Below are 24,208 nucleotides of genomic sequence, written 5' to 3'. Positions count from 1 at the left end.
CTCCTAAGTTTCTTTTTAATTAACTTCACCGGTACTTTACCGGTTAATAGTTCACCAGTTAATAATATCATAATGAAAATAATTTGCAAGTATTTTATTTTTTTTTTCAAAAAATTAAAAAAGTTTAAAGGACAAATCTCCTTTAAACTTTGTCATTAATCACTTAAACTAAAACGGTTTGTCATTAAGTTACTTTCGTCGAAGAGTATTTTATTTAATAATTGTTGTGTTTCTATTTGAATATAATCACTCATTAATTGATTTTGTTCTGTCAAATCAAGCTTTTCACCACTAGCATATGCTTCTTCAATTTTATGAAGCATTTGGTGACCATAGCCCATTGTTTTCTCTTGATAATCTTCAAGTAAACTACTATGGTGAGCATAATGACTATCTGCAATAGCTGCAATCAAACGATTCATCCAATAAAAATTATTGGTATTGACATCTTCTTCCGTATTTTTAAAGTATTCTGGGAAGTCCGTTACCTGCGTATATAAAGGCACCATCGTATTAAAAGGCATTGCACCGTAGGCCATCCATTGGATAGCAGCAATTTCTTTTGGCATGTCTGGTCTAATTTGTAAGATAGCCGTTTGACTTGTTCGATTAATTCCAATCGGACGGAATGACTTCTGACTAATCTTATCTCCCTCAGGACCATATGGGTCATAGACAGTATCTTGATAATGACTACTAAGGACATATTTGATATCTTCAATTGTAATTTTACGATAGGGTTTTTGACACCATGGAATTGCAAAGCTACGAGGATTTTGTTCTATTTCTGGGTTCAAAAATTTTTGCATAATCCATGCACGGGGAGTGTTATAGTGACGGTCTTTATCACGTTGACTGCCAAATGCATATCGTGGATTAAAATGTTTATTTGAATATGTTAAATCAAGATTATTCTTTTTAATAAATTTTCTCAAATCATCAGAACAAAGATAGTCATCAGGATTATTAAATTCAAAATAATCGATTCCTAATTGATTAGGATTAGTTACATAAGCATCATCTGGTACTCGGCGAGCAATCCAGTGGTGACCACCAATTGTCTCTAGCCACCAGATTTCATCCGCATCTGAAAAGGCAACACCATTTGATTCGTAAGTCCCAAATTGACTTAATATTTGACCAAGTCTTAATACACCTTCACGCGCTGAATGGATGTAAGGAAGAACTAAAGTAAGCATGTCTTCTTCCCCTATACCAGATTCAACAAGAGGATCAGCACCTAAAACACGCGAATTAGTTGTGATTGTTTCAGTTGCACTCATCCCAATATTTTCTTCATTAACACCAGCTTCACCCCAAATACCATCTTTTCCTAAGGCATCTGGAACAGAACTATATGCCATTGGATTTTCTGGTAAATCAATTTCAAAACTTGATAACACAGATTTATAGTGTTTTGGTTGCATCTGACTTGTAATGTAAACCATTTTTTTGGGAGTAAAATCTCCATTTTGTGAATCTTCAGTTCTAGCAACCAAAGTTGAGCCGTCGTAGCTTACTCTTTTACCTACGAGAATTGTCGTACATCCCATTAAATATCTCCTTATATTCTATATTTTTCAATAATTTTAGTTAGCTCAATAAATACATAAAAGAAAGAGCTTCCTCTTTCTTATAAATCTTCGGCTATTTTATTTATTTTTCTCAGTCGATGATTAACACCACTTTTAGACAGTGGAGAGTCTAAATTATCCGCAATTTGTTGGATTGAGTAATCTGGATGTTTAATACGAATCAATGCAATTTGTTGTAATTCAAGAGGAAGTGATTCCAATCCATTTGTATCCATAATTTTGATAATGTTATTGATTGTTTTCATACTAGCTGTGATTGTCTTTGCTATGTTTGCCGTCTCAGCATTATTAGCACGATTGATATCATTGCGAGCTTCTCTTAATAATTTTACTGATTCAAATTCTTCTTTACATGTCATAGCGCCAATAATTATCAAAAAGTCCATGATATCTTCTGCTTTTTGAAGATAAGTCACTGCACCACTTTTTCGTTCAATCGTTTTAGCATCAAGCATAAATTTTTGCATTAATTCTGCTAAATCTTGGGCATGATCAAAATAAACAGAATAAATTTCCAACTGATATTTCCCAGACTCTGGATCTCTTACTGTTCCAGCTGCTAGAAATGCTCCTTTAAGATAAGATCTTCCTAAATCATCATCAGTCAAGGTCTCAGATTCAATCCCAGTTTCAAGTCCAAAAAAAGAATCAGCTAACTTTAAATCAGCTAATATTTTATCAACCTCTTGATTGAGAAAAACAGTATAAACACGATTTTTCTTTAAATTAGTTTTTTGATGATATCGGATTTCAGGAAATATTCCATAACTTTTTTCAAATATAGAATAGATATAACGAGCAATTCTAGCATTTTCCGTTGTAATTGAAAGATGTAAACCCTGATTTGACAGCGTTAAGCTTCCCGACAATTTAATTATGGCAGATAATTCAATTTTATCTGATTCTGCCAATTGAATCAGTTCTTCTTTAACTTTAGTAGTGAAACTCATAGGCGTCGTTCCCTTACTAAGTTCATAATTTCTTCAACAACTAACTGACCATCATGAAAGGCACCGCCATTTTCCAAAGTAAGAAAATTTGAGGAAATAATTTTTTTTGCTTCCATTTTGAGACCTGCAAAATCATGCTCAACTTGGATTAAATACTCATCAAATTTGTGGGTATCCATATAATCTTGAGGAACTTTTTCAATGTTTACAAGAATTGTATCAATTAAATCTTGACCTAAATGGCGATTTAAGACTGATACATGATCTGCATCTGAGAACTGTTCAGTTTCACCGTACTGGGTCATAATATTACAAATATAAACGATTTCTGCTTTTGTATTTCTTAATGCTTCATTAATTTCTGGAATGACAAGATTTGGTAAGATGGACGTAAATAGTGAACCAGGCCCAAGCACAATCATATCACTTGTCATAATTTCGTCGACTACTTTTCGACTTGCCTTTGGCTCATCATCATTGTATGTATTTGTAACATAAACATGGTCTATCATACCTTTGTATTTGGCAATAGAGCTTTCGCCTATAACTTCATGACCATCTTTAAAGACCGCATGGAGTGTTAAGGCATGTTCACTGGAAGGATAAATTTTACCAGTTGTGTGAAAAAATTTAGAAAGAATTTGGATAGCATTGTAGGTTGAACCTTGCATTTCTGAAATTCCAGCAATAATCAGATTCCCTAAAGGATGACCAGCCAGGGGTCCGTCATTCTCATTGAAACGGTACTGAAAGACATTTTCATAAAATCGAGGCATATCACTCATGGCTACTAGTACATTTCTTAAATCACCTGGAGGTGTCTGTTGCATGGCATTGCGAATTTCTCCAGAAGACCCACCATCATCAGCCGCAGTTACTACAGCTGTAATATCGACATCTTCTGTTCTTAAACTATTGAGGATGACAGGTATTCCAGTTCCACCGCCAATAACAGTAATTTTGGGTTTTCTCATGATCTATTAACAGTTTCCTTACGTTTATTTCTATCTCTGTGACTTTCATTTACTGGCCACTTCTCTTCGATACTTTGGGCCAATCTATGAGCGAAAGCAACACTTCTATGCTGGCCTCCAGTACAACCAATAGCTACCGTAAGGACAGATTTACCTTCTTTTTTATAACCTGGCAAAATTGGTAATAATAAAGCTGTTAAATGATTGTAAAAATCTTCTGATTCGGGATGTCCCATGACATAATCATAAACTTCCTGATCAAGTCCAGTTTTTTCACGTAATTGTGGTATGTAATGAGGATTTGGTAGGAAACGAACATCGAAGACCAAATCAGCATCTAGTGGTATGCCGTATTTGAAACCAAAACTCATTACTTCAACTCGGAAAGAGACTTGACTTGATTCATCAGAAAATTGTTCAGAAATAGTTTGTCGCAGTTGTCTTGGGGTTAATTCACTAGTGTCAACTACATTTTGACTTAAACTTTTTATTGGAGCTAATAACTCACGCTCAAGCTTGATACCATCTAGGACCCTACCTGTAGGTGCTAATGGGTGACTTCGACGCGTTTCTTTATAACGAGAAACTAATTCATTATCCGTTGCATCTAAGAAGAGTATGCGTAGATTGAGATTAGGATTTGTCTCGATAGCATCCAAAATCATATTAATTTCATTAAAGAAAAGTCGGCTTCGCATGTCGACAACTAAGGCAACACGTTTATTCTCATTTGTTTGCTCGATGATTTCTAAAAATTTAGGAACTAATGTTGGTGGCATATTATCAATTGTAAAATATCCTAAATCTTCAAATGATTGGATTGCAACTGTCTTACCTGCCCCACTCATCCCTGTGACAATAACGAGTTCAATTATCTTCTTGTCTAGCATTTCCAAAATCCTTTCTGATTACTTATATACTCTCTTTTATTATAACATATATCATTATAAAGCTTAACTGATTCTTTCGACCCAAAAATTATATTAAGCTCACTTAATTATTCAAATTCATAAGAAATCCTTTTCAAATTTCATAAAAGACTATCTTAGCAGCCTTAGCCCCAGCCCCATTAACCAACATCGGCAAAACCTTAATGAAAATCTCGATTTAGGAAAAAACTGCTGGCATTTTATGACAATGGGCGGTGCTTTCGCAGTCAGTGGCAACACGTCTCTGGTCACTGACTACAAATACTATTGTGACGCGATGCAGTAGCCTATTTCTATCAAAATTTTGGCAAAAAAGTGGAGATGATTGCCCTCGACGGAACTAGAGAAATTGTGCTGACGCCAAAACATTTGGAATACATAAAACACATCAATCCTGAAATGGCAGAATTCATCCGCCTAATCACAGCTAAGCAATTTGTCTTTTACTGGGAACAAGAATATCGGATTGGAAGTATCATCAATGACCCTCTATCACTTTTTAAAACTCTCTTTCCAATCTGTCAAGGATTTAAAATATACACAGAAGTTGTCTTCGAAGACTTAGCTATTGGACTATCAATTGTTGATCTAGATAATTTTCACCAAAATGAAGCAAATAGTATTATTTATACAGAAATTGACATCTTCCAATTTTGGCCAGAGTTTCTCACAATTACCCTCGAATGTGAGATAGAAAATTCAGAACACGATTTAGGACATTTCAAAAATTTTAAGATAATTTATTCTAGCAAAAAATAGCTGATAAAATCAGCTATTTTTATTGGCTCTATAATTTCTGTAGTGGGTAAATCCACTGTAGAGATTATGGAGCCTTTTTGAGTATATACAAAAAGTCCCATATGACCTATAATGAAAAGTGCTCAAACTATCATTTTAGAAAGACTCATATGGAACAACTAAATCTTATCACAAATTTTCTCAGAATTAAAGACAAAAATATCACTATCACTGATGAATATGATATGGGAACTCACTTAGAACTCCACGGTCACTTGGACTACACAGCCCCTAAATGCCCAAAATGCAAGGGACAAATGGCTAAGTACGACTACCAGAAAACTTCTAAAATCCCCTACTTAGAAACTGCTGGCTACCCTTTACTTATCCGCCTTAGAAAGCGTCGTTTCAAGTGTAAAGATTGCGGAAAAATGGCGGTCGCTGAAACTCCTCTTGTCAAGAAGAACCACCAAATCTCTGTCGCTGTTAACCAGAAAATCGCACAATTACTCATCGAAAATCAAGCAATGAAACATATTGCACACAGGCTATCAATTTCAACATCGTCAGTTATGAGAAAGCTCAATGAGTTCAAGTTTGAAACGGATTGGAATACCCTACCTGAGGTGATGAGTTGGGACGAGTATGCCTTCAAGAAGGGGAAAATGAGCTTCATCGCTCAAGATTTCGACTCCCTAAATGTCATCGCCATTCTCGACGGAAGAACTCAAGCAACCATCCGAAACCACTTTCTTCGCTATCCTAGAAAGGTTAGAAATCGGGTCAAAGTGATTACCATGGATATGTTTAGTCCCTATTATCAACTTGCTAAACAACTTTTTCCGAATGCAAAAATTGTACTCGATCGCTTTCATATCGTGCAACACCTTAGTCGTGCTATGAACCGTGTCCGTATTCAAATTATGAATCAATTCGACAGAAAATCGCAGGAATACCGAGCCTTGAAACGTTACTGGAAATTGATACAACAAGATAGCCGTAAACTCAGCGATAAACGATTTTATCGTCCTATGTTTCGAATGCATTTGACTAACAAGGAAATCCTAGAAAAACTCCTGTCTTTCTCCGAGGAACTACGACAACACTATGTACTCTATCAGCTTCTCTTATTTCATTTCCAAGAGAAGAACTCAGACCATTTCTTTGACCTCATCGAACAGGAAATAGCCATCGTTAATCCTATTTTCCAGACGGTATTGAAGACATTTTTAAAGGATAAAGACAAGGTTGTAAACGCCATGGAATTGCCTTATTCCAACGCCAAACTGGAAGCTACCAATAATCTCATCAAAGTCATTAAGAGAAATGCCTTTGGTTTCAGGAACTTTGAAAACTTTAAAAAACGGATTTTGATTGCATTGAACATAAAGAAAGAGAGGACGAAGTTCGTCCTCTCTAGGTGTTAGCTTTTCATCTACCCACTACAGTTGACAAAGAGCCTTTTTATTATGGTTTAATACGGTGTAACATACGTGGGAATGGGATAGCTTCACGAATATGCTTAGTTCCAGCAACAAAAGTTACCATACGTTCAATACCAATACCAAAACCACCGTGAGGTACAGATCCATATTTACGTAAGTCAAGATAGAATTCGTATTCTGATTTATCCATTTCTAATGCATCCATTTTGGCAACAAGTGCTTCATAGTCATCTTCACGCATAGAACCACCAATGATTTCACCATAGCCTTCTGGTGCTAATAAGTCCGCACATAAAACACGTTCTGAGTTACCAGGAACTGGCTTCATATAGAAAGCTTTAAAGCTTGCTGGATAGTTAACTACGAATGTCGGGACACCAAAGTAATTTGAAATCCAAGTTTCGTGTGGTGAACCAAAGTCATCACCATGCTCAACATGTTCATAGTCTGTATCTTCATCAGCTTCATGTTCTTGAAGAAGGCTAATGGCATCATCATAAGAAACACGTTTAAATGGTTCTGTAATATAACGTTTCAAAGCATCAATATCACGTTCCAAGATTTCAAGAGCTTGTGGTGCGCGCTCAATAACACCTTGAATTAAGGCTTTAACATAGGCTTCTTGTAAATCAAGTGACTCATCATGATTTAAGAATGAATATTCAGCATCCATCATCCAGAATTCAGTTAAATGACGACGTGTTTTAGATTTTTCAGCGCGGAAAACTGGACCAAAGTCAAAGACACGTCCTAAAGCCATTGCTCCTGCTTCAAGATATAATTGACCAGATTGACTTAAGAATGCTGGTGTACCAAAATAGTCAGTTTCAAACAACTCAGTTGAATCCTCAGCAGCATTCCCTGATAAAATAGGGCTATCAAATTTAATAAAACCATTTTGATCAAAAAATTCATAAGTAGAGTAGATAATGGCATTACGAACTTGCATCACAGCCATCTGTTTACGAGAACGTAACCAGAGGTGACGATTATCCATTAAGAAGTCTGTTCCGTGTTCTTTTGGTGTAATTGGGTAATCAACAGATTCACCAATCACTTCTAAGTCAGTTACATCTAACTCATATCCAAATTTTGAACGCTCGTCTTCTTTAACGGTACCAGTAACATAAACGGAAGTTTCCTGACTCAAACGTTTGATAGTGTCAAATTTAGCAGAACCTTCTTCTTCGCCAAATTTTTCAATGAAATTAGGCTTAAAAGCAACTGCTTGGAAAAAAGCAGTCCCGTCACGTAATTGTAGGAAAGCTAATTTCCCTTTACCAGATTTATTAGCAACCCAGGCACCGATTGTAATCTCTTGGCCGACATGTTTTTTAACATCAATAATTGATACAAGTTGTTTTGACATATTTTCTCTTTTCTTTTCGTATATTTATTTTTTAGAATGGCTGTGCTTAGACATAAAATCAGTCAATCTTTGCATAGCATCTTTTAAAGTTTCTAAATCTGTTGCATAGCTTAAGCGAATATTATCAGGAGCTCCAAAACCGGCTCCAGTCACCATGGCAACCCCAACCTCTTCTAAGATAGCATTTGTAAATTCGGTAACATCTGTATAACCTGTCATTTCCATTGCTTCTTTTACATTTGGAAATAGATAGAAAGCACCTTGTGGTTTGACAACCTTAAAGCCAGGAATGGCAGCTAATAATGGATAGATAATATTTAATCGTTCCTCAAAAGCTTTTCTCATTTCTCCAACCGGCGTTTGGTCCCCAGAAAAGGCCTCAATGGCAGCAAATTGTGCTGCAGTTGTCAGATTTGAAGTTGTTTGACCAAGAATTTTACCCATAGCAGCAATGATTTCTGGATCTCCAACAGCAAATCCGACACGCCAACCAGTCATGGCATATGATTTTGCAACCCCATTAACAGTTATGGTCTGACGACGAATAGCCTCAGATAAGGTTGAAATTGCTGTAAATTGATTACCATTATAGACAAGACGACCATAGATATCGTCAGCTAGGATAAGGATATCATTTTCCACTGCCCAATTTCCAATTGCTTCAAGCTCCTCTTTACTATAAATCATTCCCGTCGGATTAGAGGGAGAATTGATTAGGAGTACTTTTGTTTTCTTTGTTTTGACAGCTTCAAGTTGGTTAACAGTAACTTTGAAGTCATTTTCATCTAAGGCTTCCACAAAAATTGGTTGACCATTTACCATTTTTATCTGATCAGCATATGAAACCCAATATGGTGTCGGAATAATCACTTCATCACCAGGATTTAAAACAGCCATAAAGAAACTGTAAAGGATAAATTTAGCACCTGTACCAGCCACAATATTGTTGACCTTGACAGGGTATCCATAGAAATTTTCCATATAAATGGCAATAGCTTTTTTTAATTCAGGCATGCCACTAGCTGCTGTATAGAAACTAGCTTTCCCATTTTCAATGGATTCAATCGCTTTTGCTTGAATATTTTTAGGTGTTACAAAATCTGGTTCTCCAAGTGTCAAACTTAAGATGTCTTTACCTTGTGCTTTAAGCTCTTTTGCACGCGCACCTGCGGCCATTGTAACACTTTCTTCCATTTCTAAAACACGTTTAGATAACTTTGTCATTGTTTCTCCTTTATCACATGACAAGACTCTTAAAAATCAATGGTCAATCGTTATTTGGCTATTATCAGTCAAAATAAAATGATATTGTTTGGTTTTTCTAAAAAATAACATGTGATCTTTTCTATTATAGCAGAAAATGGGCCATTTCACCTAGGCACTTTTCAAATTTTTCATCAATAACAAGAAATTCTTGATCCAAACCTGCTAAAACTTCCGGACCATATGATTTAACAATAATTCGCTTATCCAAAATAAGCACACAGGATTTCTGATTATGTCGGCGCATTGTACGGCCAATTGCCTGTTTTAACTTGAGAATTGTCATCGGTAGGAAATAATCTCTAAAAGCATGTTTGCCTTTTGAACTAATATAATTACTCATTTTTTTGACAAATAAATCTTTAGGATTATCAAATGGCATCCGTGTAATAACTTCAATCATCCGGTCAGCATGGATAAAATCAACACCTTCCCAGAAAGCTCCCATGCCGAGTAAGATTGAGTGCTCCCCACGATCAAAACGACGTTTAATATTATAAGCTGAACCGTTTTTTTCCTGACTTAAATGAGGAACTTTCCATTGGTCTAACAGTTCAGAAACCATAAAGAGATGGTGTCGTGAATTAAAGAGGACCAAAATGGGATAATTCAAGGACCTTAAGTGATAGATGCGCTTAGCAATTTCTTGACTATAATCATGGTCTGAAAGCCCATCCAAAATTGGCATGTCCTGATCAATAATGACTAATTGGCTCTGCGATTTTTCCTTAACAATAATGTCATAAGAAAAAGAGTCAAATCCTAATAAGTCAGCCAGTGAAACTTGTGGACTAATCTGTAAAGTAGCTGAGATAAAATAGGTTTTAGTCGTTTCAGGAAGGAAATTTTTAAAATTAATAAACTGCTGATTGGTTGCATTAAGATAGGTTACCCGCTTGTCTTGATTGACCTTACTTGATAGCCAATAGTCCCCATCTTGATAGCGAAAAGCATCCGATAGTTCAATTAAGTCAGTATCACCAATTTCCTCGACCAAAACTTTCAAGGACTTAATTTGCTCCTTGGAAATTTCTATTTTTGGAGAATGGTAGAACTGACTGGTAAGTTGTGATAACTCAAAAGCAAGACTTTCGTAAAGACGTTTTTCCAGTAATGACCCAGTAAGATTGATTTTTTCCTGAATATCCAATAAAGTTTGGGTTAAATTAACTTGTTGTCTTGAAAGATGATCTAATTGTATCATCAAACCTTGCGCTTCATCAAAAACTAAGATTTTGCCTTTGGCAAAGTTCTTATCATCCTCTACACGATGTAAAAAATAGGCATGATTTGTGATCAGCAAATCGGCTTTTTTTGCCTTTTCATATGATTTTTGCCAATAATCGTAATCATAAAATGGGGATGATTGAGTCAACTGACCATCATGTTTGATAGCTTCAAAGTAAGCTTCATAGCGTTGTTTCTGCTTGATTTCATCCAAATCACCTGTTTTTGTTTCTAATAGCCAAACTATTAATTGCATCTTATAGCGATTTATCAAACGGTTATCATGAATTTCTTCTAAACTGGCTTTAAAAGTATCAAGTTTAATGTAATTACCTGGTCCTTTTAAACTGTGTGCTTTGATGTGGTATTGATCTATCAAAGATTGCAATTCCTTTGCCATCATCTGATCTTGCAGGATTTTAGTTGGGACACTTACCAAAACTTGATTACCATCTGCTTTAGCTAAGAGTGGTAACAAATAGCCATAGGTTTTGCCTATACCTGCTTGAGCTTGAATAAAACTAGCTTGAGGCTGATTAAAGGCGTCTTCAACTAAACTAGCAAACTGGTTTTGTAAAGGTCTATTCTCAAGACCCAATAAAGCTGTATTAATTTCAAACGACTGTGATAATTTTAAAGCATCAAGCGAAGGTTGATCCTTCCGAATAACTAAGTCATCGATTAATTGAAATTCCATGGCATCTAAGGGCTTAGCATGTTTGAGTCCTTCTTCTATGAGCAAATCTGATTCAAAAATAAGACTATCCGAGTAGCGAAGGATATATGCTAAACTTTCTTTTGGAAGAGATTTTATCTTATCTTGTAGAACTAAGAGTAAATTGGCTGTAGCCATTGCATCTGCAATTGCAGTATGAGCATCCGATAACTCTAAATTCAATTCTGTTGAGAGATAAGTTAAATTATATTTTTCCAAGTGTGGGAAAAAGACTTGGGCTAATTCCACAGTATCAACCCTAGGTGTTCGTAATTCAAAGCCTTCAAAAAACAATGCTTCCGCAAGTAAATTAGCATCAAACTTAACATTATGAGCAACAAAAATACAATCTTTAATCAAATCAAAGATAGTTCCTGCTATTTGTGAGAACTCAGGCGCACTTGCTAATTGTTGATCAGATATACCAGTCAATAATTTTATATGGTCAGATAAATCTTCATGCGGATTTACATCCGTTTGATAAGTGTTAGTAATCTTTCCACCTTCAACAATAACAATACCCACTTGAATAATTTTTGCTGCAGTTCCGGCACTCGTAGCTTCCAAATCAATCACAGCATATTTGGGATTTTTTTCTTTTGTCATAATACTAATATTATACCATGTTTTTATTAGCTCCATTGACATAGCGAGTTAAAGTTTTGAGATAAGAACTTCTAATGAGTGATTATCAAAGTATGCAACATTTTCTTATTAAAAATCTAAAAATTGCTATCTTTTTCTTAGGTATTTTACCTTAAATTTGATACACTAAAAATATGAAGATAACAACGATAACAAACGAAATTGCAAGTGAAAACACTTATATCCTTGAGAATAAAAATTCTTTAATAATCATTGATCCAGGTAGTAATGGGCAAGATATTTTAAGTTCTATTGCCAGAATTGATAAACCTATAGCTGCAATATTGCTGACGCATACTCACTATGATCATATAATAAGTTTAGATTTAGTTCGAGCACACTATGACTGGCCATCAGTTTATGTATCACCTAAAGAAGCTTCTTGGTTATTCACACCGAAGGACAATCTCTCTGGTTTAATTCGTCATGCAGATATTCCAGATGTGATTACAAAACCTGCTGAAGAGTTATTCATTAGTGGTAAAAACTATCATGTCGATGACTTCAATTTCACTGTGCTAGAAACACCTGGCCATTCTATTGGAGGCGTGTCTTTTGTTTTTGATGAGGAAGAAATTGTCATCACTGGGGATGCTTTATTCTTTGAAAGTGTCGGACGGTCCGATTTACCAACAGGCGACTTCGACCAATTATCAAAATCTATTAAAGAAAAATTATTCACCTTACCAAACCACTATCAGGTCTTTCCAGGTCATGGTAAACCGACAACAATTGGCCATGAAAAAAATTTCAATCCATTCTTAAAGTAAAAACACTTCAGATTATTATCCGAAGTGTCAAGCCCCAAATAAAATAGACAGTTCAAAAAAAACACATTTCCACTCAAAGGTATGTCTGCCTATATTCAATAGGAGTCATGCCTTTTAGTTTGAGTTGTGGTCTATCAAAGTTATACCATGTAATGAAATCGTCAATCTGCTGCATCAATTCCGTCTCATTTTCAGGTACAAATAATTCCAAAGATTCACTTTTAAGATGAGAAAAAAAGTTTTCACAACAAGCGTTGTCATAACAGTTTCCCTTACGAGAATGAGAAACCGTCACATTAAAAGTTTCAAGTTTTTTGTGATACTGCTTGTTCGTATACTGAAATCCTTGATCTGAATGTAAAAGACAAGATTTTGATTTGTCCCAATCTTTTCTGAAAACAAGGTCTAAATTCTCAAAAACTAACTGATTATCATTGAATTTTGATAGATTGTAAGCTAAAATAGAGTTATCATACAGGTCTTTGATAATACTTAAGTACAGTCTACCCTGTTTATGATACACATAAGAAACATCTGTCACTAACTTTTCATGAGGTCGTGTGGCGACGAAGTGTCTTGCGAGAAGGTTTGGCGAAACCTTTCTCGCTTTTTTGTTCATTTCTTGCCTCGTGCAAGAAGTAAAGCGTTTCTTGCGTATTGGCGATTTCAAACCGAGAACTTGCATATAGCGAAGGACAGTCTTTGGGTTGACGCTTATACCATAAAGTCGCTTAAGTTGCATCCAGATATAGCGATAGCCCTTAAAAGAGGCATCAAAGAGAAGTTGAATCTTCTCTGCCAGCTGAGAATTCCAAGATTTTGTAAGGGGGCGGTTTTTCTTAATCCAGCTATAATAACCACTCCTTGAAATACCAAGATAATGACAAAGAGCAGTAATGGCATACTGTCCTGTTAAACTATCAACGACTTGATACTTAGCTCTTGTAGAGATTTTTACAAGAGCTTTCTGAGCTTTTTTAGAATAGCTACCTCCATTTTGAGATAGTTGACTTGTTCTTCTAAAGTCATCGTCTCTGACTTAACTTGTGCCGGTCTACCACGATTATCTTGATAGAGAAGTTGAGGATTGTTCTCGTACAATTTAACCCAATGTTGTACTTGTGAGCGATTGGTGACACCAAAATGTTCTGCCACTGATTGATAGCCACCTAAGTGGTCAAAAAGATAAGCTTGTGCAACCTTTACTTTAAAGTCGCCCGTGTAGTTCTGATTTTTACGCATGAAAAAGCTCCTTGATAAAATGATTGAAATAGTTTTTTTATTTCATGTCCATTTTACCAGGAGCTGTTCAAAGTGTTTTTTTTTATTCGCCGATTGTAAAATTAAGCTAGACAAATAAAAAAGTCATTTGTGCTACACTCAAGATAGTTCCCGCAAAAGAATTATAAGGAGTGAAGACAAATGACCTATACCCATCTTACATCAAATGAACTTGCAATGATAGAGGCGTATTATAATAATCATCAATCTGTAGCTAAAACCGCAGTACTATTGAATAGATCTAGACAAACGATTCATAAAGTTTACCAATTTTTCAAAACAGGGCACAATGCTCTAGATTATTTCAATCAATACAAGAAGAATAAAACTCGCTGTGGCAGACGTCCTATTGTCTTATCAGATGAACAAACAGAATATATTCAAAAGAGGGTTGTTCAAGGTTGGACACCTGATGTGATTGTTGGCCGTGCAGAGTTTTCTATTTCTTGTTCTATGCGTACACTTTATCGTATGTTTAAACAAGGCGTATTTGAAGTGACTCACCTACCTATGAAAGGAAAACGTAAAGCCAACGGACACAAAGAAACTCGGGGAAAACAATCTTTTCGTCGATCACTTCGTGACAGAGGAAATGATTATTCTAAATTCAATCAAGAATTTGGCCACCTTGAAGGGGATACTATTGTGGGTAAAAAGCACAAAAGTGCTGTTATTACCCTCGTTGAGCGATTATCTAAAGTAATCATCACTCTTCAGCCAGAAGGCAGACGAGCTATAGATATTGAAAATCGTTTGAACCAATGGATGCAATCTGTACCTAAGCATCTATTCAAATCAATGACTTTTGATTGTGGAAAGGAATTTTCAAATTGGAAATCAATCAGTAATATAAATGATATTGATATCTATTTTGCAGATCCTGGTACACCATCACAAAGAGGGTTAAATGAAAACTCTAATGGTTTATTACGTAAAGATGGTTTACCAAAGCAAATGGATTTCAACGAAGTTGATGAATCTTTTATCCAATCTATTGCATCGAAAAGAAATAATATCCCTCGAAAATCATTAAACTATAAAACACCAATAGAAGTATTCTTGAGTCACATATGCAAAGAGGAATTGTCTAACTTAATTTGACAATTAATAATTAAAATTTAAGATACCGTCTCATAGATAAGACTGAACCAAGTGACCCAATAATAATCCCAATGACAAACAATGCACCAATCAAAATGTAGAGGTAATAATTAATTGGATACATTGATAATCCATTTAATTGTAGCTCAGGGGTAAATTGGCGATAGGCAAATACATATAAGAAGTAAATGATAACTGATGGAAGAATAGCTCCTAAAAATCCTACCCAAGCACCTTCAAAGAAGAATGGTCCACGGATATAAGAATTTTTTGCTCCAACCAGACGCATAATTTCAATGTCTCGTTGACGACTCATAATAGTCATGCGGATTGTGTTAGAAATAAGGAAAATAGCAATTATGATCAATAAGCCAGTTCCCACAAGTCCCCATGTTTTGATAAAGTCTGAGAACTTAAATAGTTTTTCTGAGTTAACACCACCGTAGTCAACAGATTCAACACCAGTGATCGTTTTGATTTGCTCACTAGCTGACTTAACTTGTGTTGACTTTTTAGTCTCCACAATATAGATGTCTTGTAAGGGATTTGTATCTTTATCATACATTTTCCAAACATCACCCATAGTGTCTTGTAATTTTTTCAACTGTTCATCTTTACTTGAGAAAGTAACTTTATTAACACCAGGCACTTGCACAATTTGATCATATATTTCATGGTATTTGTCATTCTTGACTTGTTTACCAACTGTATTTTGAATTATTTTAGCTGTATCAGTTGAATCAACATCTAAATAAGTATTAATTTGAATATTATTTTGAACACCAGATGCAACTCGCTGAATATTTAATAAAGTTGCAGCAAAGATACCAACTAAAGTTAAAGTAATTGCTACTGAACTAACTGCAGCAATGGTCATCCAAATATTACGTTTGAGATTCTTTATTGATTCCCAAATATGACGGAAAAAGTATCTAATCATCGTAACCGTATTCTCCTTCCTCATCATCGCGGACGATACGTCCATCTTCAATCGCAATTACGCGGTGACGAAGCGTGTTTACGATATGACTATTATGCGTTGCCATTAAAATTGTTGTCCCTTGAAGGTTAATTCTTTCAAGCAATTGCATGATTTCCCATGAAATTTCTGGGTCTAAGTTACCTGTTGGTTCATCAGCAATCAATAGTTTAGGATTATTGACAATTGCTCGCGCGATAGCAACACGTTGTTGCTCCCCACCAGATAATTGATTTGGGAAAGAACGCATTTTATGTTTCAAACCAACAAGTTCCAAAACCTCCGGAACTCGTTTTTTGATATTGCGACGTTTTTCACCAATAACTTCCATAGCATAAGCTATATTTTCAAAAACTGTTTTCCTTTCTAACAGTTTGTAGTCCTGGAAGACAACCCCAATATTACGACGAAGAATTGGAATATCTTTTTTCCGAAGTTTTGTTAAGTCAAATTCTCCAACATAAAGAGAGCCAGTTGACACTTTTTCTTCACGGTATAATAATTTGATGAAACTAGATTTACCTGCACCAGAAGGTCCAACCAAATAAACAAACTCACCTTGATCTACAGAAACTGTAAGATCACGCAAGGCTGTTGTTGATTTGCGATATTTCTTAGAAACATCCTTCATTTCAATTAAAGCCATTATTTTCTTCTTTCTATTTTTTTAGTATCTTAGTCATCATTCATACGCCACTTAAGGTAAGCATCAATGAAGCCATCAATGTCGCCATCCATTACTTTATCAACTTGAGCAACTTCAAAGCTAGTTCGATGATCTTTAACCATTGTATATGGCGTAAAGACATAAGAACGAATTTGGCTTCCCCAGGTAATCTCTTTTTTATCACCTTTCAAAGCATTAACTTCCTCAGCTTTTTTCTCTTGTTCTAATTGATATAGTTTGGCCTGCAACATCTTCATTGCTCGGTCTCTGTTTCCGTATTGCGTTCGGTCAACAGTTGAAGCAACCACAATTCCTGTTGGGATATGTGTCAAACGAACCCCAGTCGATACTTTGTTGACGTTCTGTCCACCGGCGCCACCCGAACGGAAGGTATCCATTTTAATATCATCATCACGGATATCCACTTCAATCGTGTCATCCAATTCAGGCATAACTTCAACGGAAGTAAATGAGGTGTGACGGCGCTTAGCTGAGTCAAAAGGTGAAATTCGAACTAAACGGTGAACACCCATTTCTGACTTGAGAAAGCCATAAGCATTTGGACCTTCAAAAGACAAAGTAACAGACTTGATACCTGCCTCATCACCAGCTTGGTAATCCAAAGTTTCCACTTTGAAGCCTTTAGCATTACCAAAACGGGTATACATTCGAAAGAGCATATCAGCCCAATCTTGAGCTTCCGTTCCACCTGACCCTGGATGAATTTCAAGAATGGCATTATTATGATCATAAGGCTCTGATAAGAGTAAGGTCATTTCATAACTTGATAAAATCTGATCAAGTTTTTCTAAACTTGCTTCTAATTCCTCTTGAAGTGAATCATCTTCATCTAACATTTCTAAATATAGTTCAGTCTCTTCAGACAAGTTCTGCATATCATGGTATGTATCAAACTTAACTTTTAACTCATTCAATTCTTGAGATGTCTTTTGAGCAGCAATATTATCATTCCAAAAATCAGGCTCAGACATTTGATTTTCTAAGAGCGCAATGTCTTCTTCCAGACGATCTAAGTCAAAGAGACCTCCTGAAGCTAGTCAAATTCTCTTTATTTTCTTCTATTTTTTGGCGTATTTCTGCCACTTCCATACGTTTACCTTCTTCTCTTTTTATCTTCCCTATTTTAACACACTGCCTTTAGAATTGCCATTTTGCACGAACTAATTCAAATTCTTTTTTAACCTGCTCATCCGTAATAGCAATAGTTGCCATAAAATCAATCATTGCTGAATCAGGCTTCTTAACTATTTCACCCAGCGCCCAAATTGCCGTTGCCGTATGAATCGGATTATTATTCTTATCAATGATTTCCATTAATTTGACAATGGCTGTGCGGTCATGTCCATTAGCTAATGCGATAATGGCATTGCGTTGGAGAATGTTTTTACCACGCCAAGAGGCAGCTATCTGACCAAACTTTTCTTTGAAACCTTTGTTTGACAACTCCAAGAATGGAATTAGTTCTGGCAGTGCTAAGTTCGGGTCAATATCACTTGCTAAGGGATTGGAAATCCCCTTATTATAAGGGCAAGAAATCTGACAAATATCACAACCATAAATGACTGTTTTAATTTTTTTACGAAACTCGAGGTCCATCATCCCTTTATCTTGCGTTTGAAAGGATAAACACCGTTTGGCATCCATGGTGCCGTCACCGATTAGACAAGAAGTCGGACAGGCATCTAAGCACCTTGTACAATCACCGCAGCCATAATCAACTTCTTGATCAGGTTCAATCTCTAAATTAGTGATTAATTCACCAAGATACATGTAAGAACCAAATTCTTTAGAAATAACTAAACCGTTTTTTCCAATAAAGCCAATTCCTGCTCTTTTAGCTACTGCCGTATCGACCAGTGCCCCAGTGTCAACCATACCTTTATACTCAAAATCTGCTGTCAAGGCTTCAATACCCTGAGCTAATTTTTCTAATTTATCAGCAAGGACATGATGGTAATCTATACCCCAAGAATTAGGCGTAATTTTACCTCTTTTATATTCTGTTTTCTGCGGAGCTATTGGTAATTTGTGGGGATAGGCAACTGCAATCGAAATAATCGTTTTTGCGGATTCCAAGGATAATTTTGGACGGATTCTTTCCTCGATATTTTTATGTTCAAAACCTGAGTTTCGTCCCTCTTCAATACTCAAGCGCAGCGATTTTTCCAAATAAGCAAAATCATCTGCACTTGTAAAACCAATTTTTGAAATCCCAATTTCTTGGGCTAATTGTTGAATTGCCACCTTAATTTCCATACTACTATCATAATCGAATTTTATAAAGAGTTCAAGACGAAGTGATTACGAATTATGACTTTTATTAAAAAGTTATAACAATAAAAAGGAAGTGTAGGTTAGTCACCCGTCTTCCTCTTTCTTTAGTATAAATCAAAGTGATGGAAAAGATAATCGAGCTCCGAAATTTCTTTCAAAATTGCTTTCCCGTTGTCTGTTTCTTTGACCAAGGTCCGTTGCGAAACTTCCTCAACCAGTCGCTTGATGAAAATGATATCACATTTACCCTCTAAGACATCTTCTACTGAAGAAAATGGTTTATGGGCGACTAATTCCAAGCCGTATGAATTAGAAATCAAGGTGTAGCCAGCAATTCCAGTTTTTTTCTGATAGCCTTTAGCCAGACCACCATCAATAATGATAATCCTACCATTTGCCTTAATTGGAATTTCACCAACTTTTTCTTTAACTGGCGTATGGCCATTAACAATATGAGCTGTTTCATCAAGACCAAATTCATTCAAGAGCCTCAAACAGATATCTTCTCTCTCTCGCAATTGATAATAAGCGTTTTTTATTTCAACATGTGTTTCTTTGTCAGCTATATAATACCGTTCAAAGGTCGTCATTCTGTCTTTTCCAAAGAGTGAAGAGACTTCTCCACACCATAAGTACCAAAATAGATCTGTTTCAAAATCATCATGTTTATCTTTATTTTTATAGGATTTTATGACTTGTTTTTGGAAAAAGTTCATTAAATCTTTTCCACAGTAAACTTGATTCCCAAAACGCATGGACTTGAAATCACCATTAGAATGCATGGGCATACCGCCATGAAAAAGGAGATTATTATTGGTAACTTTATAAATGGAGCCATTTTCCATTAAGAAGTCGATTTGCTGATTTAAACGGTTTGAAGTCTGGAAACGATGCATTAATCCTGAAAGAATTCGTTCTTCTTCATCAGTTAATTGTTCAGGGCTTTCCCAATCTATCATCTGGTATGGGAATGACTGTAAGGGATAAGTTTTCCCTTTGATTTCAATTGTTTTTTCCTCACGATTAATCTTTGTGAAGAGGTTTGAGGCTTGCATATCAAAATCAGGGCGTCGTGCGATTAATTGGTGTTCTAGTTTAAATTGTAAGTTTGCAGTTGCTTGTTGTAATTTATTCAACATGACTTTATCCGACTCAGAAATATCGTCACCATCTAAAATCGGGTTAAAGACTTCCTCAGGTTCAAAATTCTTTTTCGCATACTCGATTAAGCTCCGCAAATTTATGCCATATCGATCTTCAATCAAAGCTATACTATTATATCTGGCAGCAATTCGGATTACATTAATCATACAAATTGTTGAGCCTGAAACTGCTCCAATCCATGTTATATCATGGTTTCCCCATTGGATATCAATTTTATTAAACTTTTGCAGACGGTCAATAATTAAATCTGGATATTTTCCACGGTCAAAAATATCACCTACAACATGTAAATGATCAATTGACAGATCTTGGATTAATGTTGCAAAAGCAATAAACAAGTCATCCAATTGATCTAATTCAATAACCTTTGAAATGATTGCATTATAGTAGGAAATTTTATTTTCATCTGGTTGTTCAACGATTAATAATTCTTCCATAATATAGGCATAATCAGCTGCCATCATTTTACGGACCTTAGATCGGGTATATTTTCCACCAATATATTTGACCAGTTGTAATAAATCTGGAAGAAAAAGGGTTAGTTCTTCTATGAGTCCATTTGAACTTAATACTTCTTGTCTAACTTCAATTTTTTCTTTTGGATAATAAATGTACTGGCAAAGAAATTCAATTTCCTCGTCTGTTCTATCAGTAAAACACTCAGCAACTTTCTTTTTTATAGACCCAGACCCATTTCTAAGCAGATAATCAAAAGCTTCATACTCACCATGCAAATCACTTAAAAAATGCTCTGTTCCTTTAGGAAGGTGACAAATAGCATCAAGGTTTATCATTTCTGTAACCAGTGATGACTTGCTTGGGAATTTTTCTTTCAACAATTGATAATAGTTAGACATTTTAAGTTATTTTTTCCTTTCGTTAGAAGTACTATTTTTGAAGTTAAAAAAGACTCCTAAAATCATTGTAAAACTTCTCAAAAAAAATGCCAACCAAAAAGTGTAAAGGCTTACAAAAAACACTTCAATTAAGAAGTATTTTTATTATTTATCAGTTATTAATGAAATCAACTCTGAAATATTATCGATTATGTGATCCGCTTGATCCTGATCAATCCCATAGCGATAATCTTTAATGCCATATACCTGATACCCTGCGGCTTTTGCAGCAGAAATCCCCTTTTGACTATCCTCAACAACCCAGACTTCATTCTTTGGTAAACCTAATAAGTGACCAACTTTCAGATAAATATCAGGGGCAGGTTTAGGATTGTCAACATCTTTAGCAGTTAAGACATAGTCAAAATAGTCTTTCAATTGGCAGGACGCGATAGCTCGCTGAACATCACTTGGACTAGAATTAGAAGCCAAAGCTAGTTTAATATTTTTCTCTGTCAATTGTTGCAATGTCTCTTTTATTTTTGGAAATAGAAGTTCAGTATAGGGAACTGGGTTATTTTTCTTAAATTCTTCATAATCATCACTTATTGCTTGAACTTGCGCTGCTTGAAAATGCTCACCCAAGAGTTGATGCCATACTTGTTGTAAATTGCCACCAATAAAATCTTTAGGTGACATATGACTAATGGAAATACCCTGACTGTCCAAGAATCGTTTGCGTCTTTCAAAATAATAAGGCTCCGTGTCGAATAATACACCATCCATATCAAATATAATTGCTTTGACCATAGCACAACCTCTCTTTTTAGTTATTTTATCATAAATAGCTATATTATGTGAATTTTGATAAAATGAAGTCATGAAGAAATTAGCTATTATGAGTGACTTACACATTGATATCAATCAATTTAGTCAAGAAGATATCGACTGTTTAAACCAAGTCCTACACGATCAAAATATTGACCATCTCCATTTAGCGGGAGATATTTCGAATCATTATGATCGACAAACTTTGCCTTTTTTTCAAGAAATTGATTCGCGTGTAACTATTAGTCACAATCTTGGCAATCATGACCTCTTAGATATAAGTGAGGATAGAATTGAAGAGCTCGATTTTCAAGTAATTCCCTTATCCGGACAAGTTACACTCGTAGCTTTTCATGGTTGGTATGATTATTCATACTTCCCAGAAAGATCAATTGCAGAAAATATTACTTTTAAAAATACCTTTTGGTTTGATCGTCGTTTGAAACGACCTCTGTCAGATATTGATTTGACCCAAAGGTCTTGTCAAAATCTTGAAGAGACACTTGCTTCCTTATCAGGTGATATTATTATTAGTATGCATTTTGTCCCACATAGTGATTTTATTTTACAACATCCCAAACTCCTACCCTTCAATGCATTCTTAGGGAGTCAAAAATTTCACGACATCTTTCAAAAATACCAGGTTAAAACGGTCTATTTTGGTCACAATCACCATCGCATGGTTCCACAGCAAATTGATGATGTGACTTACCACTCTCGGCCGCTCGGCTATCAAAAGGAATGGAAGATCAGTAATGATTTTTTAGTTAAGCACCCTGACTTAATTCCTGAAGATTTTTGGAATTTAAATAAACGCTTCGCTGCTATTCGACGTCTACCTGAATTTGAGAATTTCCGCAAACAAGAATTAGCAAAGGAATTCCAGTCAGCTATGTCCATTTTTGAGATTGAGGATGAAAAAGATAATGATTATTAAACGGGAAACCCATTTTGCTAAAATTGGCACAAAAATTACAATTTACATTGGCAATACTTACACTGCAAAGCTTAAAAATAATCAAGAAATTAAGTGCAAAATTGATAAACAAGAAAAGCTGAAAGTGAAAGCTAGTCTGCAGAAAGCAAAAGTTGTCGACAATCAGGATCTAGTTATCATTCAAGACAATCCTCTTAACCTTCTTCTCTTCTGGCTTGGGGTAGCTACTATCTTAATAAGCCATTTATTTCTGTCATATAATTCATCGGTTCTATACTACATCAGTCTAGTTTCCATTTTGCTAATATTTGTTAGTTATTTATTACCTCAAGTAAAATTAACCATCAAAAAAACCAGTAGATGATCTAAAAAGAACCTCCTTATATAAAGAGTATACATTGCTTTTTTATACTATCCATTATAAGTGGTTCTTTTCAATCTATTGGTTTTTGTTTTGCCAAGTTTGTCTCAGAGCCACTGCTAGCTCAGGAAAATCTGTCATAAATCCAGCCAGTTCGTACTTATAGGCCAGGTTCATTTGTTTTTCTTTATTTAAAGTCCAAGGTCGAACCGATTTGGAAAAACTTTTTGCAACTGTTAAATCATTTAAAAACCATAACTTATTTGGATGAATTGCACCCACAAATGGTGTTTTTCGCCCTAACCAAATGTGAAATGGGTTTTGTTTCATCAAAAAGGCTAATTCTATTCCAGGATCTTCCTGGGCCATTATTTCTAAGCTTTTGAAATTAAAACTACAGTATAGATAGTCAAATGGCCATTTTTGAGAGTGCATCACTTGAGCCACATCGTGTTCAATCCCCGGATAGTGGTATTTATCTGTTTTTATTTCAATATTTAGTGTTCCGCGGAAATCTTGTTCGACTAAAAAATGCAGGACCTCTTTTAAGGTTGAAATTCTTTCACGAAAATACTCTGGAGCAAACCAAGAACCAGCATCCAGTTCTTTTAATTGTGCCAATGTTAAATTTCTAACTAAACCAATTCCATTAGTTGTTCTGTCAACAGTTTCATCATGTATGACAACTAAATGATTATCCAGACTACGGTGGACATCTAACTCAATCCCGTCTGCCCCTACTCTTAATGCTTCATAAAAAGAAGCAAGTGTGTTTTCAGGTCTATTTGATTTACTCCCACGATGGGCAAAAATTACTGTCATGATGACTCCTAATGTATATTCTAGTTTTAGTTTACCATATGATACCTTATTTAGTATTGCAAAAGCTCGCAAATACTGAATAAGGTGATTTGAAAAATAAGAGGTTCTTTATATGTCAATTGCAATTCAGGTAAATTTTCAACAGGTACAATATTTTTATAATCAAATACATCTACGAATGATTTATCAAACTGCTCATTACTTCTTATTGTTTTGTGGCTACTTATTCCTAGGTACAAATTTATATTAAACGCCGATTGTAAAATTAAGCTAGACAAATAAAAAAGTCATTTGTGCTACACTCAAGATAGTTCCCG

22 protein-coding genes are annotated in these 24,208 nt (G+C 35.3%); 6 read left to right on the top strand and 16 right to left on the bottom strand.

Annotated elements, in window-relative coordinates:
- Positions 1–155: 155 nt before the first annotated feature.
- From MKY69_RS03365 to rapZ, 4 genes are all read right to left on the bottom strand, one after another.
- The gene (locus MKY69_RS03365; RefSeq protein ID WP_003105466.1) at positions 156–1,553 is read right to left on the bottom strand and encodes a C69 family dipeptidase; all 1,398 of its coding nucleotides are present in this window, start codon (positions 1,551–1,553) and stop codon (positions 156–158) included.
- A gap of 80 nt (positions 1,554–1,633) precedes the next feature.
- Positions 1,634–2,545, bottom strand: coding sequence for a DNA-binding protein WhiA (gene whiA / locus MKY69_RS03360; RefSeq protein ID WP_003103234.1), 912 nt, complete (start codon positions 2,543–2,545; stop codon positions 1,634–1,636).
- A complete protein-coding gene (locus tag MKY69_RS03355; RefSeq protein ID WP_003106431.1) occupies positions 2,542–3,519 on the bottom strand; it encodes a YvcK family protein in 978 nt (325 codons plus the stop codon). Before MKY69_RS03355 ends, whiA begins: the two co-directional genes overlap by 4 nt.
- Positions 3,516–4,409: an RNase adapter RapZ gene (gene rapZ, locus MKY69_RS03350; RefSeq protein ID WP_003104863.1), complete on the bottom strand. Its 894-nt coding sequence runs from the start codon at positions 4,407–4,409 to the stop codon at positions 3,516–3,518. The genes MKY69_RS03355 and rapZ overlap by 4 nt, the downstream gene beginning before the upstream one ends.
- Before the next feature lie 360 nt (positions 4,410–4,769).
- On the opposite strand from rapZ, the gene MKY69_RS03345 reads away from it, so the two are divergent.
- Together MKY69_RS03345 and MKY69_RS03340 are read left to right on the top strand one after the other, a co-directional pair.
- Entirely contained in the window at positions 4,770–5,207 is a 438-nt protein-coding gene (locus tag MKY69_RS03345; RefSeq protein WP_071519730.1) for a nucleoside hydrolase, read from the top strand.
- A gap of 149 nt (positions 5,208–5,356) precedes the next feature.
- Positions 5,357–6,613 (top strand): ISL3 family transposase, encoded by a 1,257-nt coding sequence (locus tag MKY69_RS03340; protein ID WP_017768237.1) that lies wholly within the window; start codon positions 5,357–5,359, stop codon positions 6,611–6,613.
- 40 nt (positions 6,614–6,653) lie between these two features.
- On the opposite strand, the gene asnS is transcribed toward MKY69_RS03340, so the two are convergent.
- The 3 genes from asnS to MKY69_RS03325 all read right to left on the bottom strand — a co-directional run bounded on the left by asnS (position 6,654) and on the right by MKY69_RS03325 (position 11,811).
- Positions 6,654–8,000, bottom strand: a complete 1,347-nt coding sequence (asnS, locus tag MKY69_RS03335) for an asparagine--tRNA ligase (protein WP_003106428.1) — start codon at positions 7,998–8,000, stop codon at positions 6,654–6,656.
- Between the two features lie 24 nt (positions 8,001–8,024).
- Positions 8,025–9,224 carry a pyridoxal phosphate-dependent aminotransferase gene (locus MKY69_RS03330; RefSeq protein WP_003102759.1) on the bottom strand — a complete coding sequence of 400 codons (1,200 nt, stop codon included), beginning with the start codon at positions 9,222–9,224 and terminating at the stop codon, positions 8,025–8,027.
- 124 nt (positions 9,225–9,348) lie between these two features.
- Positions 9,349–11,811 carry a bifunctional DnaQ family exonuclease/ATP-dependent helicase gene (locus tag MKY69_RS03325; RefSeq protein ID WP_307877781.1) on the bottom strand — a complete coding sequence of 821 codons (2,463 nt, stop codon included), beginning with the start codon at positions 11,809–11,811 and terminating at the stop codon, positions 9,349–9,351.
- Between the two features lie 173 nt (positions 11,812–11,984).
- Here MKY69_RS03325 and MKY69_RS03320 point away from each other — a divergent pair, with 173 nt between their 5' ends.
- A complete protein-coding gene (locus MKY69_RS03320) occupies positions 11,985–12,620 on the top strand; it encodes an MBL fold metallo-hydrolase (protein WP_003104512.1) in 636 nt (211 codons plus the stop codon).
- A gap of 73 nt (positions 12,621–12,693) precedes the next feature.
- Here the strand turns inward: MKY69_RS03320 and MKY69_RS03315 are convergent, their stop codons facing one another.
- Positions 12,694–13,572 (bottom strand): IS3 family transposase, encoded by an 879-nt coding sequence (locus tag MKY69_RS03315; protein ID WP_167842509.1) that lies wholly within the window; start codon positions 13,570–13,572, stop codon positions 12,694–12,696.
- A 2-nt stretch (positions 13,573–13,574) separates the two neighbouring features.
- The gene (locus tag MKY69_RS03310; RefSeq protein ID WP_014571824.1) at positions 13,575–13,862 is read right to left on the bottom strand and encodes a helix-turn-helix domain-containing protein; all 288 of its coding nucleotides are present in this window, start codon (positions 13,860–13,862) and stop codon (positions 13,575–13,577) included.
- Positions 13,863–14,042: 180 nt separating this feature from the next.
- Between MKY69_RS03310 and MKY69_RS03305 the strand changes: the two genes are divergently transcribed.
- Complete coding sequence (locus tag MKY69_RS03305; RefSeq protein WP_002360751.1) at positions 14,043–15,002, top strand: IS30-like element IS1062 family transposase; 960 nt, start codon at positions 14,043–14,045, stop codon at positions 15,000–15,002.
- Positions 15,003–15,012: 10 nt separating this feature from the next.
- Here the strand turns inward: MKY69_RS03305 and ftsX are convergent, their stop codons facing one another.
- The 6 genes from ftsX to MKY69_RS03275 all read right to left on the bottom strand — a co-directional run bounded on the left by ftsX (position 15,013) and on the right by MKY69_RS03275 (position 21,753).
- Positions 15,013–15,942 carry a permease-like cell division protein FtsX gene (ftsX, locus tag MKY69_RS03300; RefSeq protein WP_004234505.1) on the bottom strand — a complete coding sequence of 310 codons (930 nt, stop codon included), beginning with the start codon at positions 15,940–15,942 and terminating at the stop codon, positions 15,013–15,015.
- On the bottom strand, positions 15,935–16,627 hold the full coding sequence (gene ftsE, locus MKY69_RS03295) for a cell division ATP-binding protein FtsE (RefSeq protein ID WP_003105787.1): 693 nt from the start codon (positions 16,625–16,627) through the stop codon (positions 15,935–15,937). The genes ftsX and ftsE overlap by 8 nt, the downstream gene beginning before the upstream one ends.
- Before the next feature lie 29 nt (positions 16,628–16,656).
- Positions 16,657–17,758 (bottom strand): peptide chain release factor 2 gene (prfB, locus tag MKY69_RS03290; RefSeq protein WP_340790959.1). Its coding sequence is split into 2 segments (ribosomal slippage): positions 16,657–17,685 and positions 17,687–17,758, totalling 1,101 coding nucleotides; the frame shifts between segments, so codons are not numbered across the junction.
- Between the two features lie 48 nt (positions 17,759–17,806).
- Positions 17,807–18,925: a tRNA epoxyqueuosine(34) reductase QueG gene (gene queG / locus MKY69_RS03285; RefSeq protein ID WP_062806912.1), complete on the bottom strand. Its 1,119-nt coding sequence runs from the start codon at positions 18,923–18,925 to the stop codon at positions 17,807–17,809.
- A gap of 122 nt (positions 18,926–19,047) precedes the next feature.
- Positions 19,048–20,964 carry a fructose-1,6-bisphosphatase gene (locus MKY69_RS03280; protein ID WP_340790958.1) on the bottom strand — a complete coding sequence of 639 codons (1,917 nt, stop codon included), beginning with the start codon at positions 20,962–20,964 and terminating at the stop codon, positions 19,048–19,050.
- A gap of 144 nt (positions 20,965–21,108) precedes the next feature.
- On the bottom strand, positions 21,109–21,753 hold the full coding sequence (locus MKY69_RS03275) for an HAD family hydrolase (RefSeq protein ID WP_013793763.1): 645 nt from the start codon (positions 21,751–21,753) through the stop codon (positions 21,109–21,111).
- 70 nt (positions 21,754–21,823) lie between these two features.
- Here MKY69_RS03275 and MKY69_RS03270 point away from each other — a divergent pair, with 70 nt between their 5' ends.
- On the top strand, positions 21,824–22,708 hold the full coding sequence (locus MKY69_RS03270) for a metallophosphoesterase (protein WP_076751726.1): 885 nt from the start codon (positions 21,824–21,826) through the stop codon (positions 22,706–22,708).
- Complete coding sequence (locus MKY69_RS03265) at positions 22,686–23,072, top strand: hypothetical protein (protein ID WP_340790956.1); 387 nt, start codon at positions 22,686–22,688, stop codon at positions 23,070–23,072. Before MKY69_RS03270 ends, MKY69_RS03265 begins: the two co-directional genes overlap by 23 nt.
- Before the next feature lie 75 nt (positions 23,073–23,147).
- On the opposite strand, the gene MKY69_RS03260 is transcribed toward MKY69_RS03265, so the two are convergent.
- Positions 23,148–23,891 (bottom strand): glycerophosphodiester phosphodiesterase, encoded by a 744-nt coding sequence (locus MKY69_RS03260; RefSeq protein ID WP_004234523.1) that lies wholly within the window; start codon positions 23,889–23,891, stop codon positions 23,148–23,150.
- Between the last annotated feature and the right edge of the window lie 317 nt (positions 23,892–24,208).

This window comes from Streptococcus sp. FSL R7-0212, assembly GCF_038007985.1.
GTDB classification, from domain to species: domain Bacteria; phylum Bacillota; class Bacilli; order Lactobacillales; family Streptococcaceae; genus Streptococcus; species Streptococcus parauberis.
The sequence above is the reverse complement of the archived record's forward strand: the minus strand, read 5'-3'. Positions and strand labels throughout refer to the sequence as shown.

What these genes read in the sequence shown, in the direction of transcription:
- asnS (WP_003106428.1), bottom strand. Translation starts at nt 8,000, where the DNA reads ATGTCAAAACAACTTGTATCAATTATTGATGTTAAAAAACATGTCGGC.
- MKY69_RS03340 (WP_017768237.1), top strand. Translation starts at nt 5,357, where the DNA reads ATGGAACAACTAAATCTTATCACAAATTTTCTCAGAATTAAAGACAAA.
- MKY69_RS03330 (WP_003102759.1), bottom strand. Translation starts at nt 9,224, where the DNA reads ATGACAAAGTTATCTAAACGTGTTTTAGAAATGGAAGAAAGTGTTACA.
- MKY69_RS03260 (WP_004234523.1), bottom strand. Translation starts at nt 23,891, where the DNA reads ATGACAGTAATTTTTGCCCATCGTGGGAGTAAATCAAATAGACCTGAA.
- MKY69_RS03305 (WP_002360751.1), top strand. Translation starts at nt 14,043, where the DNA reads ATGACCTATACCCATCTTACATCAAATGAACTTGCAATGATAGAGGCG.
- MKY69_RS03310 (WP_014571824.1), bottom strand. Translation starts at nt 13,862, where the DNA reads ATGCGTAAAAATCAGAACTACACGGGCGACTTTAAAGTAAAGGTTGCA.
- MKY69_RS03280 (WP_340790958.1), bottom strand. Translation starts at nt 20,964, where the DNA reads ATGTCTAACTATTATCAATTGTTGAAAGAAAAATTCCCAAGCAAGTCA.
- ftsE (WP_003105787.1), bottom strand. Translation starts at nt 16,627, where the DNA reads ATGGCTTTAATTGAAATGAAGGATGTTTCTAAGAAATATCGCAAATCA.
- whiA (WP_003103234.1), bottom strand. Translation starts at nt 2,545, where the DNA reads ATGAGTTTCACTACTAAAGTTAAAGAAGAACTGATTCAATTGGCAGAA.
- MKY69_RS03320 (WP_003104512.1), top strand. Translation starts at nt 11,985, where the DNA reads ATGAAGATAACAACGATAACAAACGAAATTGCAAGTGAAAACACTTAT.
- MKY69_RS03265 (WP_340790956.1), top strand. Translation starts at nt 22,686, where the DNA reads ATGAAAAAGATAATGATTATTAAACGGGAAACCCATTTTGCTAAAATT.
- queG (WP_062806912.1), bottom strand. Translation starts at nt 18,925, where the DNA reads ATGGAAATTAAGGTGGCAATTCAACAATTAGCCCAAGAAATTGGGATT.
- MKY69_RS03345 (WP_071519730.1), top strand. Translation starts at nt 4,770, where the DNA reads ATGATTGCCCTCGACGGAACTAGAGAAATTGTGCTGACGCCAAAACAT.
- MKY69_RS03275 (WP_013793763.1), bottom strand. Translation starts at nt 21,753, where the DNA reads ATGGTCAAAGCAATTATATTTGATATGGATGGTGTATTATTCGACACG.
- MKY69_RS03325 (WP_307877781.1), bottom strand. Translation starts at nt 11,811, where the DNA reads ATGACAAAAGAAAAAAATCCCAAATATGCTGTGATTGATTTGGAAGCT.
- rapZ (WP_003104863.1), bottom strand. Translation starts at nt 4,409, where the DNA reads ATGCTAGACAAGAAGATAATTGAACTCGTTATTGTCACAGGGATGAGT.
- MKY69_RS03270 (WP_076751726.1), top strand. Translation starts at nt 21,824, where the DNA reads ATGAAGAAATTAGCTATTATGAGTGACTTACACATTGATATCAATCAA.
- MKY69_RS03365 (WP_003105466.1), bottom strand. Translation starts at nt 1,553, where the DNA reads ATGGGATGTACGACAATTCTCGTAGGTAAAAGAGTAAGCTACGACGGC.
- MKY69_RS03355 (WP_003106431.1), bottom strand. Translation starts at nt 3,519, where the DNA reads ATGAGAAAACCCAAAATTACTGTTATTGGCGGTGGAACTGGAATACCT.
- ftsX (WP_004234505.1), bottom strand. Translation starts at nt 15,942, where the DNA reads ATGATTAGATACTTTTTCCGTCATATTTGGGAATCAATAAAGAATCTC.